This window comes from Brevundimonas aveniformis DSM 17977 (assembly GCF_000428765.1).
In the GTDB taxonomy this organism is placed as follows: Bacteria; Pseudomonadota; Alphaproteobacteria; order Caulobacterales; family Caulobacteraceae; genus Brevundimonas; species Brevundimonas aveniformis.
In genome coordinates this window covers 240653-255136 of sequence record NZ_AUAO01000001.1, presented here as the reverse complement: position 1 = coordinate 255136, position 14484 = coordinate 240653, and the positions used below count along the sequence as shown (strand labels likewise).

Genomic DNA, 14484 nt, shown 5'->3' with positions numbered 1-14484 from the left:
CTCAGCCGAATGACTGACGAAGACCGCAACGGCCCGCCCGACACCACCCCCCAGATCCGCGTCATCGCCATGCCCTCGGACACCAATCCCAATGGCGACATCTTCGGCGGCTGGCTGCTGTCGCAGATGGACCAGGCGGCGGCGTCGGCGGCCTATGAGGCGGCGCAGGGGCGCTGCGTGACCGTGGCCGTCGACGCCATGGTGTTTCACCATCCCGTCTATGTCGGCGATGTCGTCAGCCTGTTTGCCAAGGTGGTGCGGCGTGGGCGGACCTCGGTGGGCGTCTTCGTCGAGGCCTGGCGCAGCCCGCGCGAGCGCGAAGCCTATGAGAAGGTGACCGAGGGCGTGTTCACCTTCGTCGCCATCGACGAGAACAAGCGCCCGCGCGTGCTGCCGGACGCGTAGGAGGCCTGATGCGTCCCCCCCGCCCGCCGCCTACGGCGACAGGGAGGAGACATTGCGGTCGCCACTGGAACCCCGCCCCCGCCATCGCTATCTTTCCTCCGATGATCGACGCCCTCTACAGCGACCGGATCCTGAAGCTCGCGGCCAATATGCCGCGGGCCGGGCGGTTGGCTGCGCCGCAAGGGACGGCCGAGGGGGTCGCCAAGCTGTGCGGCTCGACGGTGGTCGTCGATGTGGTTCTGGATGATCAGGGGCGGGTCGCGGACTTTGCCCAGGACGTCCGGGCCTGTGCGCTGGGTCAGGCCTGCGCCGCCATCGTCGGTGAAAGCGTGATCGGCGCGACGATCGAGGAACTGGAAACGGCGCGCGATCAGCTCAAGGCCATGCTGAAAGAGGCCGGTCCCGCGCCGACCGGGCGCTTTGCCGGCCTGGCCATTCTGGAGACGGTGCGGGACTATCCGGCGCGCCACGCCTCGACGATGATCCCGATCGAGGCTGCGGCGGCTGCAGCACGCCAGGCGCTGGATCGAACTAGGATCGCCGGCGCGGCTTGATCCAACCATTTCGCAGGTGCGATAAGCCCGCGAACTGCTTCGTGAAATGAAACGCGCCGGCATGGGCATCTATGAATCCAGCGTCCGTGGGGCCCATCGGGCCTACAAGCTGACGCTCTCGCCGTTGATTGGAAATCAGTGCCGCTTCCTGCCGACCTGTTCGGATTATGGAGCCCAGGCGCTGATTGATCACGGGCCGGTTCGCGGCGGCTGGTTGACCCTGCGCCGCGTCTGCCGGTGCACACCATGGGGCGGATCGGGCTATGACCCGGTGCCGCCCAAGAAAGACTGAGACGATGATCGACCTGATCTTCCCCGATGGAAACAGCCGCCAGTATCCGGACGGCACGACGGCCTTTGAGGTGGCCAAGTCCATCGCGCCGTCGCTGGCCAAACGCGCCGTGCTGGCCGAGCTGGACGGTGAGTTGCGCGATCTGCACCGCGAGATCGAAAAGGGCGGGGCCTTCCGCCTGATCACGCGTGACGATCCCGAGGCGTTGGAGACGATCCGCCACGACACCGCCCACGTCCTGGCCGAGGCCGTTCAGGAGCTGTTCCCCGGCACCCAGGTGACCATCGGCCCGGCCATCGAGGACGGCTTCTACTACGACTTCGCCCGCGACGAGCCGTTTTCGACGGACGACTTCGAGAAGATCGAAGCCAAGATGCGCGAGATCGTTGATCGCGACGCCCCCATCGTGCGTGAGGTCTGGGACCGCGAGGTCGCCATCAAACATTTCGAGGATGTGGGTGAGGCCTACAAGGCCGAGATCATCCGTGATCTTCCGGCCGGCGAACCGATCACGATCTACAAACAGGGCGACTGGGCTGACCTTTGCCGGGGCCCGCACTTCCCCTCGACCAAGTCGGTCGGCAAGGCGTTCAAACTGACCAAGCTGGCCGGAGCCTATTGGCGCGGCGATCACCGCAATGCCCAGCTCCAGCGGATGTACGGCACGGCCTGGGCCAGCGAGGCGGACCTCAACGCCTACCTCGAACGCATCGAGGAAGCCGAGAAGCGCGACCACCGCAAGCTCGGCAAGCAGATGGGCCTGTTCCATATGCAGGAAGAGGGCCGCGGCATGGTCTTCTGGCATCCCAAGGGCTGGCGTCTGTGGCGCACGCTGGAAGCCTATATGCGCCGCCGCCTGGATGCCGCCGGCTATGTTGAGGTCAAGACGCCTCAGGTGCTGGACCGGTCTTTCTGGGAGAAATCCGGCCACTGGGACAAGTACCGCGAAAACATGTTCGTTTGCGAGACGGTCGAGGGCGAGACGCTTTCGCTCAAGCCGATGAACTGCCCCGGCCACGTCCAGATATTCAACGTCGGTCAGCGGTCGTATCGGGAACTGCCGATCCGCATGGCCGAGATGGGCTCATGTCATCGGTATGAGCCGTCCGGCTCATTGCACGGTCTGATGCGCGTGCGCGCCTTCACCCAGGACGACGCTCACATCTTCTGTCGCGAGGATCAGATCGAGGGCGAAACGGCGCGGTTCATCGAACTATGCCGGTCAATCCACGCCGACCTGGGCCTGGAGGCGGAATATATCTCACTGGGCACCCGGCCTGAGCTGCGGGCCGGTACCGATGAATTCTGGGACAAGGCTGAGGGCCAGATGCTGGCGGCGGCTCGCCAGGCCGGGGTTGAGCCGGTGATCACCGAGGGCGACGGGGCCTTCTATGCGCCCAAGCTGGACTTCGTCATTCGTGACGCCATCGGTCGCCAGTGGACCTGTGGCACCATCCAGCTCGACTATGTGCTGCCCGAGCGCCTGGACGCGGAGTATGTCGGCGAGGATGGTGGCAAGCACCGACCGGTCATGCTGCACCGAGCGATCCTCGGCTCGTTCGAACGGTTCCTCGGTATACTGATCGAGCACTATGCGGGGGCGTTCCCCCTGTGGCTGGCCCCGACCCAGGTGGTTGTCGCGACCATCACCTCGGACGCGGACGACTATGCCCGCCAGGTCGCAGAGCGTCTGAGCGCCGCGGGCCTTCGGGTCGAGACGGATCTCCGCAACGAAAAGATCAACTACAAGATCCGAGAGCATTCCTTGGCCAAGGCCCCCATCATTGCCGTGGTCGGGCGCAAGGAGGCCGAGGACGGAACCGTCGCCCTGCGTCGTCTGGGCACAGGGAACGCCCAGGAGTTGATTTCGCTCGACGAAGCTGTTCAGACGCTGACGATGGAAGCCACTCCTCCCGACCTGCGGTAGTCGGTTCGGGGGTGTTATGGGTCGAGACGAAGCGTACAGCCGTTGCCGGTGTGTTGGAGGCGGGAGCCACAGTGAACAAGCTCGTTCCAGTTCGGAACTTTCCCCATTTCGAGCTTGAGGACCCGTCTGCCGAAGTCTCGGTGATCATGGTCGTCTATATGACGGGCCCGGCCTTGTTCACGTCGATCGCGCGGGTTCTGGCCGATCCAGACGTCGATGATTTCGTCATCGTCGACAACGGCTCGTCCGAACCGGATCAGGCGCGGCTGTTCGCCATCAGCCAGACGGATGATCGTGTTCGTCTTCTCCAGGGGCATGGCAATATCGGCTTTGCCAAGGGTGCCAACCTGGGGGCCTCAGCCGCGCGCGGGCGCTTTCTGGTATTCCTGAACCCGGACGCCTTCCTTGAGCCCGGCTGCGTTCGTGCCCTGGTGGACTCCACCAAAGGTCAGCCCAGTCCCTGTATCGTCGGGGCACGGGTGCTGAATGAAGATCGGACCGAACAGCGGGGAGCCCGCCGCTATGAGGTGACGCCGGTAACCACGCTGCTCAGCTTTACGCGCCTGGCGGAGATGGTGCCGGCCTTGCGCAAGTTCGAGATCCACCTTGAGAGCGAGCCCCTTCCTGAAGGCCCGCTTCCGGTGCCGACCATCTCGGGGGCCTGTTTCGCCGTCGGCCGGGCCGATTTCCGATCTCTGCGCGGCTTTGACGGAGACTTCTTCCTGCACGTTGAAGACGTCGACCTGTGCTGGCGGGCGCGCAAGATGGGCGGAGCGGTCCTGTTCCATCCAAGGGCAGAGGTCGTTCACCTGGGCCACACGAGCCTGGTGGAACCCCTCTTCGTTGAGTGGTTCAAGGGGCTGGGTCTGGCCCGCTATTTCGTCAAGCGGGCCGATAGCTGGCCGCGCCGCCTGCTGGCCTACGGGCTATCGCCCCTGATCGTTGTGGCGTCGGTCAGCCGCCCGCTGCTGCGCCGTTTGACCGGGCGCAGCTAGCGGGACCGGGCGAAATCAGGCGGCGGCTTCGCCACCATCCCCCTTGCCGCCGTACCAGTCGATATTGCGGGTGAACCACATCACCGCGGCGATGGCGGCGAAGCTGGCCAGGGCACCGACGAGCAGGGCGTAATCCTCCAGCCGCATCAGGACGTAAATCAGCCCATAGAGGAAGGTGAAAGCCACCAGTGCGCGCACCCCTTGCGCCCGACTCTTGAAGGTCCAGCCCGCATAGGCGGAAATCAGCGCCACGGTGGCCGTCGCGGCGATGCCGAAGGCGATGTCGAAGCCCGTGTGCTCGGCGATCGACAGCAGCAGCATATAGAAGATCACCTGGGCCAGGCCGACCAGGATGTACTGCGCCGGGTGGACCCGCTTGCCGGTCGTCGTTTCGAACAGGAAATAGGCCAGAAACACCAGGCCGATGAACATCGGCGCGTACTTCAGGCTGCGGCTGACCGACTGATACGGATTGGCTGGTTCGATGAAGCTGACGGCCAGTTCGTTGGTGCCCAGGCGCGACAGGGTGTCGGTGCCGCCCTCTGCCGGCACGCCGCGCGCGACATAGGGGATCGACCATGCCGCCTCGAAACCGGGGCCTTGCGCTGCCGGACCCTGATCGGTCGGCAGGAAGCCGCCGCCATAGGACGGATGGGGCCAGTCGCCGGAAACGGCGGCCGTTGTTGTCCGGGCGAACGCGAGAATGGCCAGCCGCTGTGCGCCGGAGAAGTTGGCCTCACCACGCACTTCGACTGGGCCGGCGGCCCGATCCACCTCACCGAGAGGCGTCGAGAACAGGCCCAGGGTCGGTGCCCCGGCACCGCGGACCTCGGGGCTGGAATAGTTGCCGTCCGACCCGTCCAGGGAGATGTTCGACAACAGATTGGCCGGCTCAAGGGCGACCGGCTCGCCGCCGCCGACCGCGAGGGTCAGATCCGAGCGCGCGCCTCGCACACCGGAGGCACCGACGATGAGCTCCGCTCGCGACCAGTCCAGCACCGCCCCGGCTGGGGCCTCATCTCCGGCCTCGGCCAGGTTGAAGGTGGCGGCATAGGTGACGTCGGCCTCATAGACCGGCACCCGGAACAGGGACCGCTTGCGCAGTTCGGACTCGGTGCCCACCGTCATGTTTCCGGTTTCAGGATAGATGATCCAGACCGACTGCGTTGTCGTCGCCGGCTGTCCGGCCTCAGCTGCGCGCGTCAGGCTGTAGGGCACCGCGACGACCGGTCCGAGGAAGGTCTGAGGTCCGCCCATCAGACCACCAACCTCCGCGGCCACCGTCTCGGCGCGGTTGGTTCGATCCATCAGCAGGCCGAACACCATCAGGGCCGGTATGCTCATCAACAGCGCCAGCCCACAGACCAGAAGCAGCTTCAACCCCAGCGACCGGCGCGGAAAAGGCAGTTTGAGCGAATTGGTGTCGGCCATGTCGGTGTCTCCATCCCTGACGTGAGGCGACACCGCCTGTCAGGCGAAATCAAGGCCGAGGTGCGAGGAAACGGGCTGACGGAGTCTGATAGCTCTGTCTCCTCCCTGCCGCGCAGCGGTGGGGAGTGGGACCACGAAGTGGTGGAGGGGCCGGCGACCGAAGGACGCCGGTGCGGCGGAGAGAGTCCCCTTCGGCCCGTCGCGACGCACCGAACCACCTCCCCATCAAAGGTGGGGAGGAGACAAGATCGCTAGTATTTCCGCGCCATCGGCGGGAACGGCTCGACCGCGTCGGTGAGGGTGAAATCGTGAACCGGGCGCTCGCCGAGGGTCACCTTGCCCTTGTCGTCGCACCAGGCCAGCGTGTGCTTCATCCAGTTCTTGTCGTCGCGATCGGGGAAGTCCTCGCGGGCGTGAGCGCCGCGGCTCTCCTTGCGGTTTTCGGCACCTTCGATGGTGACCAAGGCCTGATCGATCAGGTTCATATATTCCAGCGTCTCGACCAGATCGGTGTTCCAGATCATCGTCCGGTCGGTCGTCTTGATGTCGTCCGAGGCGGCGCGCACAGCGCGCACGGCCTGGATGCCTTCTCTCAAAGTCTCGCCGGTCCGATAGACAGCGGCGTCCTTTTGCATGGCCTTCTGCATCCGCAGGCGCAGCTCGGCCGTGGGGGTCGAGCCATTGGCGTGGCGCAGGCGATCCAGGCGATCCAGATGCCCTTCGGTCGAGGCCGGGGCCACCTCCGGGATGGCGCCGCGCTCAACCACGTCGGCGGCGCGCAGGCCTGCGGCCCGGCCGAACACCACCAGATCGATCAGCGAGTTCGATCCGAGGCGATTGGCCCCGTGCACCGACACACAGGCCGCTTCGCCCACGGCCATCAGGCCCGGCACCACCTTGGACGAGTTGTCGCCGTCACGGGTCAGAACCTCGCCGTGGTAGTTCGTGGGGATGCCGCCCATGTTGTAGTGGACGGTCGGCAACACCGGAATCGGTGCCTTGGTCAGGTCGACCCCGGCGAAGATCTTGGCGCTTTCGGAGATGCCGGGCAGGCGCTCGTGCAGGATCTTCGGATCCAGATGGTCCAGGTGCAGGAAGATGTGGTCCTTGTTCGGGCCGACGCCGCGACCCTCGCGGATCTCCACCGTCATGGCGCGCGAAACCATGTCGCGCGGGGCCAGGTCCTTCACCGACGGGGCGTAGCGTTCCATGAACCGCTCGCCTTCGGAGTTGGTCAGATAGCCGCCTTCACCGCGGGCACCCTCGGTGATCAGGGTGCCGACGCCATAGATGCCGGTCGGGTGGAACTGGACGAACTCCATGTCCTGCAAGGCCAGGCCGGCGCGCAGCACCATGGCATTCCCATCACCGGTACAGGTGTGGGCGCTGGTGGCTGAGAAATAGGCGCGGCCATAGCCGCCAGTCGCCAGGATGACGAGCTTGGCGCGGAAGCGGTGGATGGTACCGTCATCCAGCTTCCAGGCGGTGACGCCACGACAGGCACCGTCCTCCATGATCAGGTCGAGCGCGAAATACTCGATGAAGAAGTCGGTCGAATGCTTGACCGACTGGCCGTACAGGGTGTGCAGCATGGCGTGACCGGTGCGGTCGGCGGCCGCGCAGGTGCGCTGAACCGGGCCGCCCTTGCCGAAGTCCTTGGTCATGCCGCCGAAGGCACGCTGGTAGATCTTGCCTTCTTCGGTGCGGCTGAACGGCACGCCCCAGTGTTCCAACTCGTAGACCGCCTTGGGTGCCTCGCGGCACATATATTCGATGGCGTCCTGGTCGCCGAGCCAGTCCGAGCCCTTGACGGTGTCGAACATATGCCAACGCCAGTCGTCCTCGCCCATATTGCCGAGCGAGGCGGCGATGCCGCCCTGGGCTGCGACTGTATGGCTGCGGGTCGGAAAGACCTTGGTGACGCAGGCGGTCTTCAAGCCCGCCTGGGCGCATCCGAGCGCCGCGCGCAGGCCCGAGCCGCCGGCTCCGACCACCACAACATCATAGGCGTGATCGACGATCTGATAGGTGGTCACAGTGTCAGGCTCCGGCCGGCGCTTGCGCCAGCGCGATCAGGATGATGAAGGCTAGGCCGGCGCCTGCCAGCGCCAGACAGCCGAGAAGGTTGAGCATCAGGGCCAGTTTGCCCGTCGACCCGTGGACATAGTCCTCGATGATCACGCGGATACCCAGATGGAGGTGATAGACGGCCACCAGCAATCCGACCGCCAGCAGCATGGCATTGGTCGGCATGGCCAGCCAGGCCAGCGCCTGGGCATGATCCAGTCCGGGCACGGTGGCCCCGGCCACCAGGGCCCAGAGCATCAACGGCACGAGAACGATCGCGGACGCGCGCTCCTTGATCCAGGTCCAGGCTCCGGTCTTTTCGGAGGATTTGACGTGCGAGCTGCTCATCAGGCCACCCCAGCGCGCATCAGCAGGAACCAGAACACCGCCGTGCCCCCGATGGAGAAGCCGATCGAGGCCCACGACATGGCGTCCGCTGTCCCCAGCGAGAAGCCGACGCCCGCGTCCCAAATGAGATGCCGGATGCCCGAGGCCAGATGATAGAAGGCCGACCAGGATACGCCGATCCAGACGATCAACCCGATCCAGGACCCTGAAAGGCCGGTGAAGGTTGCGTAGGCCTCGGGGCCGGCCATCAGACAGGCCAGCCAGGCCACGACAAGAACGGCCCCGACGGCCAGGCCGATTCCGGACGCGCGATGCAGGATCGACGCAGCCATGGTGACGTGCCAGCGCCAGATCTGAAGATGCGGCGATAGCGGGCGGTGTGGCGTCTCAGTCATGCGGAGCGCGACTCTCTTCCAGCGGAGCGATAAAGCGCCCCGCTTTTGGAACCCACGACCGGGCCTGTCAACGCGACGGGCCGTGCGAAACGCTCGCATCTACAGGGGCAGGGCTCTCGCGCAGCGACGGATCAGCTCCATGACGTCGGCTTCATCCTGGTAGAGGCCAAAACCGAACCGGATCGTATCGGCGCGAACGTCTGTCACAACATCGGCCGAGATGAGGGCTTGCTGCCACCCCTGGGCCTCGGGGTGCTGGAACGCCAGGAAACGCGCGCGCGGTCCGTCGCCTTCAACCGGATTGAGCAGATCCGCCCGGGTCAGGGCCCCGGCCTGTCCGCTCGTCACCGCCGTCTGGAACAGTCTCATCAGACGGGTGGCATGGTCCGAGACCGTTTCGGTTGTCAGGGCGTGATCATCCAGCATCCGCCGCACGGCATTGAACCGATACAGGCCGCTGACGTCGAAGGTCGCGCCCCAGAACCGCCCCGCGTCGAGGCGGTACTTCACCCCATTTGGCGGCCCTGCCAGATTGCCGAACTCGGCGTACCAGCCGGTCGTGACCGGTCGCGGGCAATAGCCGTCCGGCGCATGCAGGAAACAGACGCCCTCCCCACTCATGGCGTATTTGTAGCCACCGGCCAGATAAAAGACCTTGTCGGCCACGCGCGACAGATCGGTCGGGGTGGCCATGAAGCCGTGATAGCCGTCGATCACCACCCATGGCCCCGCTGGATCAGCCAGCGCCGCCAGATCCTCGATCCGGTCAAATGTCTGCCCGGTTCTGAAGAAGACCTGGCTGACCAGGATCCAGTTGAAGCGGCCCGTGCGCGCCGCCTCGACGAACCGGTCCGCGAAGGTGTCGAACGGCTCGACCGGTACGCGCACCACCTCCGCCAGGCCGGCCTCTTCCCAGCGCTCGCTCTGACGGCGGAAGGAGTGGAACTCGCCATCAGTGGCCAGAATTCGGACCGGGCGACGCTCGATCCCGGAGAACAGCCGGATCAGGAAATCATGGGTGTTGGACGAGAACACCAGGCTGTTCGGGTCCGGTAGGCCCAGCTCACGCGCGATGTGCCCCTGCGCCCGCGGGATGACCGTTTCGAAAATCGGCCTCCATTTCTCGTCCGCGTGGCGCATGGCATCGTCCCAGGCCAGCCCTTGCGCCGCGTAGGAGGCATCCGGCCACAGGTGATGGCTGTGCGCTGCGAAGTGCAGACGATTGGGGGCGAGGCCCAGTGCGCGCGAAAAGAGCGGCTTGAAGGTCACAGCGCCGTCCTGAGGGTCCACAGTTCGGGGAAGGCCCGCTTGGACAGGGTGGAGGCGAGATAGGCGACGCCCGGCGTGCCGCCCGTCCCCTTCTTGCCGCCGATGATGCGCTCAACCGTTAAAACGTGCTTGTGCCGCCAGGTGATCAGGGCGTCGTCCAGATCCACCAGCTTTTCAGCCAGCTGATACAGTTCCCAGTATTTGCGGGTGTCGCGATAGACCATCAGCCAGGCCGCTTCGACGCCTTCGGACGGCGCATAGGCCTGGGTGACGTCGCGGTTCAGCACCTCTTCGGGCACCGGCAAGCCATGCTGCGCGAGCTGGAACAGGGCATCGTCGTACAGACTCGGCTGTTCCAGCGCCTCGACCAGCGCCGCATGCGCCGCCGGCCGGTCGGTGTGGAACCTGAGGAACGCCGGATCCTTCAATCCCAGCAGATACTCCAGCCGCCGGAACTGGTCGGACTGAAACCCTGACGACCCGCCCAATTCCTCGCGGAACGACAGATAGTCCGCCGGCGTCATGGTCGAGAGGATTTCCCAGCTCTGGGTCATCACGGCCTGAATGCGACTGACCCGCGCCAGTGACTTGTAGGCGGGCACCAGATCGCCGGACCGGATCAGCCGTTTGGCCAGGCCGACCTCATGCAGAATCTGCTTGAGCCACAGTTCCTTGGTCTGATGGATGATGACGAACAGCATCTCATCATGCTGCTCGCTCTGCGGATGTTGCGCCGTCAGCACCTGGTCCAAGGTCAGGTAGCGGGCATAGGTCATATCGGTCATGGCAGGGGATTTAAGGGAAATCGCCGTCGCATGCACGGTCCCTTCGTGACCTTCGTGACCGACTTTGTGTCCGTGGTGAAGAACCGGGTGCATCACAAAGATCACACAGGACCCACGAAGAGCACAAAGGTTTCCTCGCGGAGCCTCTCAAATCCGTAAGTGGACGCCCCCGTCCCATCCCCTAAGGTCGCCGTCGTCCCTTTCGGAGAGTTTCCATGTTCGACCGTCGTTCAGTTCTTCTCGGCCTGGCCTTGTCCGCCGCGGCTCCGGCGGCCCTGGCCCGCACCGCCTTTCAGGATGGACCCGCAGCCGGTCCCGACGCCGACCTGGTCGAGGCCCTTGACGCCGCCTTCATGGAAGCCGCCCGAACCTCGCCCGAGACGCTGACCGGCCTGGGTCTCAAGGAACGCTACGGCGAGCTGGACGACTATACGCCGGGGGGCGCGGCGGCGAACCTGCTTCTGGCCGCCGCCCAGGCCTCCGACATCGTCGGACGGTTCGAAAACGCCGACCTGTCCGAGCAGGGCCAACTGTCGCTCCGCCTCCTGGCCGAGGGCGTGGTCCAGCAGCGCGCCCTGTACCGGTACCGCCAGCACCAGTATTTGATCACCAAGTCCGGCAGCGTCATGAGCGCCCTGCCGGTCATGCTGATGAACCAGCACCGCGTCGACGATGTCTCGGATGCCCGTGCCTACATCTCTCGCCTGACCGCAGTGGAGCGGGTGATGCGCGAGGTTGCTGCCGATTTCCGCGATCGCGCCGCCGCCGGCTTCGCGCCGCCGGCCCTGACCTATCAGCCGAACCTGACGACCGGCCGGGCCATCATCTCGGGGGCTCCCTTCGAAGAGGGTGCGGAGTCTCCCCTGTGGACCGACATCCAGGCCAAGGTGAATGCGCTCGACATCCCTGACGGTGAGAAGGTCGAGATCCTGGGTGACGCCCGCGCCGCCCTGACCGGTCCCTTCAAGGCCGGCTATGAGGTCTTCCTGGCCGCCATTGCCGAGGTCGGCGAGGGCCGCACCGCCAACGACGGTGTCTGGGCCTTGCCAGACGGGGCCGCCTACTACGAGGCCATGCTCGGCTTCTATAACTCCACCGACGACACCGCCGACTGGATCCACGAGACGGGCCTGGCCGAGGTCGCACGCCTGCGCGGCGAGATGGAGGTCATCAAGGACCGGGTCGGCTTTGACGGCGACCTGCAGGCCTTCTTCGAACACCTGCGGACCGACCCCCAGTTCCAGTATCCGAACACGCCCGAGGGCAAGGAGGCCTTCCTCGAGGACAGTCGCCGCTACATCGCCCAGGCCATGGACATTGCCCCCCAGTGGTTCCACACCCTGCCGCAGGCCCCGCTCGAGGTCCGCGCGGTCGAGACCTGGCGCGAACAGACGGCCTCTACCGCCTTCTACAACCAGCCCTCCCAGGACGGGACGCGGCCGGGAATCTATTACGTCAACCTGGCCGACATGACCCAGGTGTCCAAACCCTCCGCCGAGGGCATCGCCTACCATGAGGGTGCGCCGGGTCATCACTTCCAGATCGCCCGCGCCATGGAACAGCCGGGCCTGCCGATGTTCCGCAAATACGGCTTCTACGGTGCCTATGCCGAAGGCTGGGGCCTTTATGCTGAAAAGCTCGGCAAGGAGATGGGCTTCTACCAGGATCCCTATTCCGACTTCGGCCGCCTGACGATGGAGATCTGGCGCGCCATCCGCATGGTCGTGGACACCGGCATCCACACCCGCCGCTGGACGCGCGAGCAGGCGGTTCAGTACTTCACCGAGAACTCCATGGTCGCCCCCCTGACCATCGACCGCGAGATCGACCGCTACATCTGCTCACCCGGCCAGGCCACCAGCTACAAGGTCGGCATGCTCAAGATCCTGGCCCTGCGCGCCGCCGCCCGCGAGCGCATGGGCGACCGCTTCGACATCAAGGATTTCCACGAAGTCGTCCTGGGCGTCGGGGCGGTGCCGCTCGGCGTCCTTCAGGAACGCGTCGAGGCCTGGGCGGCAGAGTAGGCTTCAACAAAAAAGGCCCCGGACGCTGCCGGGGCCTTTTCGTATTCGGGGAGGAAGAAATCCTCAGCCTTCGGTCGTTTCCGGGGCTTCCGGGGCGGCCGGAACCTCGTGGACGGTGGCTTCGATTTCGGTGTTGCGGACCTGGCGTTCGGCGATACGGGCCGACTTGCCGCGGCGGTCGCGCAGATAATACAGCTTGGCCCGGCGCACGGCACCGTGGCGCTTGACCTCGATGGATTCGATCATGGGGCTCAGCACCGGGAAGACCCGCTCGACGCCCTCGCCGAAGCTGATCTTGCGGACGGTGAAGCTCTCCATCAGGCCGGCACCCGAGCGGGCGATGCAGACGCCTTCGAAGGCCTGAACGCGCTCGCGCTCGCCTTCCTTGATGCGCACGTTGACGCGCAGGGTGTCGCCGGGACGGAAGGCCGGGGTCTTGCGCTTGGCGGCCAGACGGTCGGCTTCTTCCTTCTTGAGGGTCTCAAGAATGTTGGTCATCGTCATGTCTCCTGGGCTTCATTGGCCCTTTAGCTGTAAGTTGGCGAGGTGGGCGGCCCAGAGGTCTGGACGCCGTTCCCGCGTAGCCGCTTCCCGTTGTTCCCGCCGCCATCTGGCGATCCGCTTGTGATCGCCTGACAACAGGACCTCGGGGATGTCGAGGCCCTCGAAACTCCGCGGTCGCGTGTACTGCGGATGCTCGAGAAGGCCGTCCTCGAAGCTTTCTTCCTGGGTGGATGCCGCCTCGCCCAGGACCCCCGGGATCAGCCGCACGCACGCCTCAATCACCACCATCGCCGCCGCCTCGCCGCCGGCGAGAACCGCGTCTCCGACGGAGATTTCCTCGAACCCCCGGGCGTCGAGCACCCGCTGGTCCACCCCCTCGAACCGACCACAGAGGACGACGACGCCGTCTCCCGCAGCCCATTCTCTGACACGCGCCTGGGTCAGGGGCCGGCCCCGGGCGCTCATGCACAAAAGCGGCCGCTGCGGCCCTTCCAGGCTATCGAGAGCCCGGGCCACCACGTCCGCCTTCAGTACCTGTCCTGGACCGCCCCCCGCAGGGGTGTCGTCCAGGAAGCCGCGCCTATCGGCGCTGAAGCCCCGAATGTCAAGGGTTTCCAGCGCCCAGAGTCCCTTCTCGCGCCACGCCGTCCCGATCAACGAAACGCCGAGCGGCCCGGGAAAGGCTTCGGGGAACATGGTCAGGACGGTCGCGGTAAAGGGCATGGGGCCTCTTACTCTTCGCGCCTTCAGGGGAGAAGGGGCAGGAGTAGCTTGACGAGGCGTCTCCGGCGTCAGCAGGATCGCGGGTTGTCGGGAGGAATCTATGCGCGTTCTGATTCTGGCTGCGGCCCTGCTCGTATCGGCGTGCTCCGCCTCCTCCGTCGCGGGGCCGGGACCGGCCCAGCCGGAGGTTGTGCGCATCGAACGAGCGGGAGACGTTTCCCTCATGGCTGGCAGCATTGAGGAGGGCGCGAGCTATTCCTTCAACGTTTGGTACGAGAACGCTGGGGGGCAGCTTGGCGAGCCGACCGGCGTAGGCTGGTCGATCCGGTTCGGGGCCTACTGTCGCGACCGTTTTAGTTTCGTGCAGTCCGTTCTCCTCGGGCCGCAAGGCCAGGTCTGGCGCGGGTACCGCGTGCCGGTGCCGGCCGGCCCCGTCAGGGGGCAGGATTGGTCCAGCGGTTCTGATGGAGCGGGAGCCTATGGCGGACCCGCCACGCCCGGGCTTTTGGAGGCGATGACTGAAGGTGGCCGATTTACCCTCGCGCTCGAGGACGACGAGGGCCAACGTTGGAACGCAGTCGAGATCGACACCCTGTCCTCAACCGAACGAGAGCGCATGTATCAAACCTTCATCGCCGCCAATCCGGATCCTGCGGCTGACGCCGGGAACGGGATGCTGGTGGTGGATGTGCTCCCGCCTAGCCCATCCAACCCGCCGCGAGCCTGTCCCTGACAGGCCTTCTGTGCCATTGTCGGCGCGGCTTT

The 14484-nt window shown here is 65.6% G+C and carries 15 protein-coding genes; 7 read left to right on the top strand and 8 right to left on the bottom strand.

Annotation, left to right across the window (positions count from 1 at the left end; translation table 11 throughout):
- Window positions 1–9: 9 nt before the first annotated feature.
- From G391_RS0101315 to G391_RS13485, 5 genes are all read left to right on the top strand, one after another.
- Window positions 10–405, top strand: a complete 396-nt coding sequence (locus tag G391_RS0101315; protein ID WP_029085908.1) for an acyl-CoA thioesterase — start codon at window positions 10–12, stop codon at window positions 403–405.
- Between the two features lie 101 nt (window positions 406–506).
- A complete protein-coding gene (locus G391_RS0101310) occupies window positions 507–959 on the top strand; it encodes an iron-sulfur cluster assembly scaffold protein (protein ID WP_029085907.1) in 453 nt (150 codons plus the stop codon).
- Window positions 960–1020: 61 nt separating this feature from the next.
- Window positions 1021–1251 carry a membrane protein insertion efficiency factor YidD gene (yidD, locus tag G391_RS0101305; RefSeq protein WP_029085906.1) on the top strand — a complete coding sequence of 77 codons (231 nt, stop codon included), beginning with the start codon at window positions 1021–1023 and terminating at the stop codon, window positions 1249–1251.
- Window positions 1252–1255: 4 nt separating this feature from the next.
- A complete protein-coding gene (gene thrS / locus G391_RS0101300) occupies window positions 1256–3178 on the top strand; it encodes a threonine--tRNA ligase (RefSeq protein WP_029085905.1) in 1923 nt (640 codons plus the stop codon).
- 71 nt (window positions 3179–3249) lie between these two features.
- Complete coding sequence (locus G391_RS13485; protein WP_245572013.1) at window positions 3250–4173, top strand: glycosyltransferase family 2 protein; 924 nt, start codon at window positions 3250–3252, stop codon at window positions 4171–4173.
- A gap of 15 nt (window positions 4174–4188) precedes the next feature.
- On the opposite strand, the gene creD is transcribed toward G391_RS13485, so the two are convergent.
- The 6 genes from creD to G391_RS0101265 form a co-directional block, all read right to left on the bottom strand.
- Window positions 4189–5604, bottom strand: coding sequence for a cell envelope integrity protein CreD (gene creD / locus G391_RS13480; RefSeq protein ID WP_051257038.1), 1416 nt, complete (start codon window positions 5602–5604; stop codon window positions 4189–4191).
- A gap of 251 nt (window positions 5605–5855) precedes the next feature.
- Window positions 5856–7640 (bottom strand): succinate dehydrogenase flavoprotein subunit, encoded by a 1785-nt coding sequence (gene sdhA, locus G391_RS0101285; protein WP_029085904.1) that lies wholly within the window; start codon window positions 7638–7640, stop codon window positions 5856–5858.
- A 4-nt stretch (window positions 7641–7644) separates the two neighbouring features.
- Window positions 7645–8019 carry a succinate dehydrogenase, hydrophobic membrane anchor protein gene (gene sdhD, locus G391_RS0101280; protein WP_029085903.1) on the bottom strand — a complete coding sequence of 125 codons (375 nt, stop codon included), beginning with the start codon at window positions 8017–8019 and terminating at the stop codon, window positions 7645–7647.
- Window positions 8019–8414 carry a succinate dehydrogenase, cytochrome b556 subunit gene (sdhC, locus tag G391_RS0101275; RefSeq protein WP_029085902.1) on the bottom strand — a complete coding sequence of 132 codons (396 nt, stop codon included), beginning with the start codon at window positions 8412–8414 and terminating at the stop codon, window positions 8019–8021. The genes sdhD and sdhC overlap by 1 nt, the downstream gene beginning before the upstream one ends.
- A gap of 99 nt (window positions 8415–8513) precedes the next feature.
- Window positions 8514–9683 (bottom strand): kynureninase/PvdN C-terminal domain-containing protein, encoded by a 1170-nt coding sequence (locus tag G391_RS0101270; RefSeq protein WP_029085901.1) that lies wholly within the window; start codon window positions 9681–9683, stop codon window positions 8514–8516.
- Window positions 9680–10468, bottom strand: coding sequence for a tryptophan 2,3-dioxygenase (locus tag G391_RS0101265; protein ID WP_029085900.1), 789 nt, complete (start codon window positions 10466–10468; stop codon window positions 9680–9682). Before G391_RS0101265 ends, G391_RS0101270 begins: the two co-directional genes overlap by 4 nt.
- Window positions 10469–10683: 215 nt before the next feature.
- Here G391_RS0101265 and G391_RS0101260 point away from each other — a divergent pair, with 215 nt between their 5' ends.
- Window positions 10684–12492 (top strand): DUF885 domain-containing protein, encoded by a 1809-nt coding sequence (locus G391_RS0101260; RefSeq protein ID WP_029085899.1) that lies wholly within the window; start codon window positions 10684–10686, stop codon window positions 12490–12492.
- Window positions 12493–12555: 63 nt separating this feature from the next.
- Here the strand turns inward: G391_RS0101260 and rplS are convergent, their stop codons facing one another.
- The gene (gene rplS, locus G391_RS13475; protein WP_051257141.1) at window positions 12556–12990 is read right to left on the bottom strand and encodes a 50S ribosomal protein L19; all 435 of its coding nucleotides are present in this window, start codon (window positions 12988–12990) and stop codon (window positions 12556–12558) included.
- A gap of 18 nt (window positions 12991–13008) precedes the next feature.
- Entirely contained in the window at window positions 13009–13719 is a 711-nt protein-coding gene (trmD, locus tag G391_RS0101250; protein WP_029085898.1) for a tRNA (guanosine(37)-N1)-methyltransferase TrmD, read from the bottom strand.
- A 100-nt stretch (window positions 13720–13819) separates the two neighbouring features.
- Here trmD and G391_RS0101245 point away from each other — a divergent pair, with 100 nt between their 5' ends.
- Window positions 13820–14452, top strand: coding sequence for a hypothetical protein (locus tag G391_RS0101245; RefSeq protein ID WP_029085897.1), 633 nt, complete (start codon window positions 13820–13822; stop codon window positions 14450–14452).
- Window positions 14453–14484 lie beyond the last annotated feature (32 nt).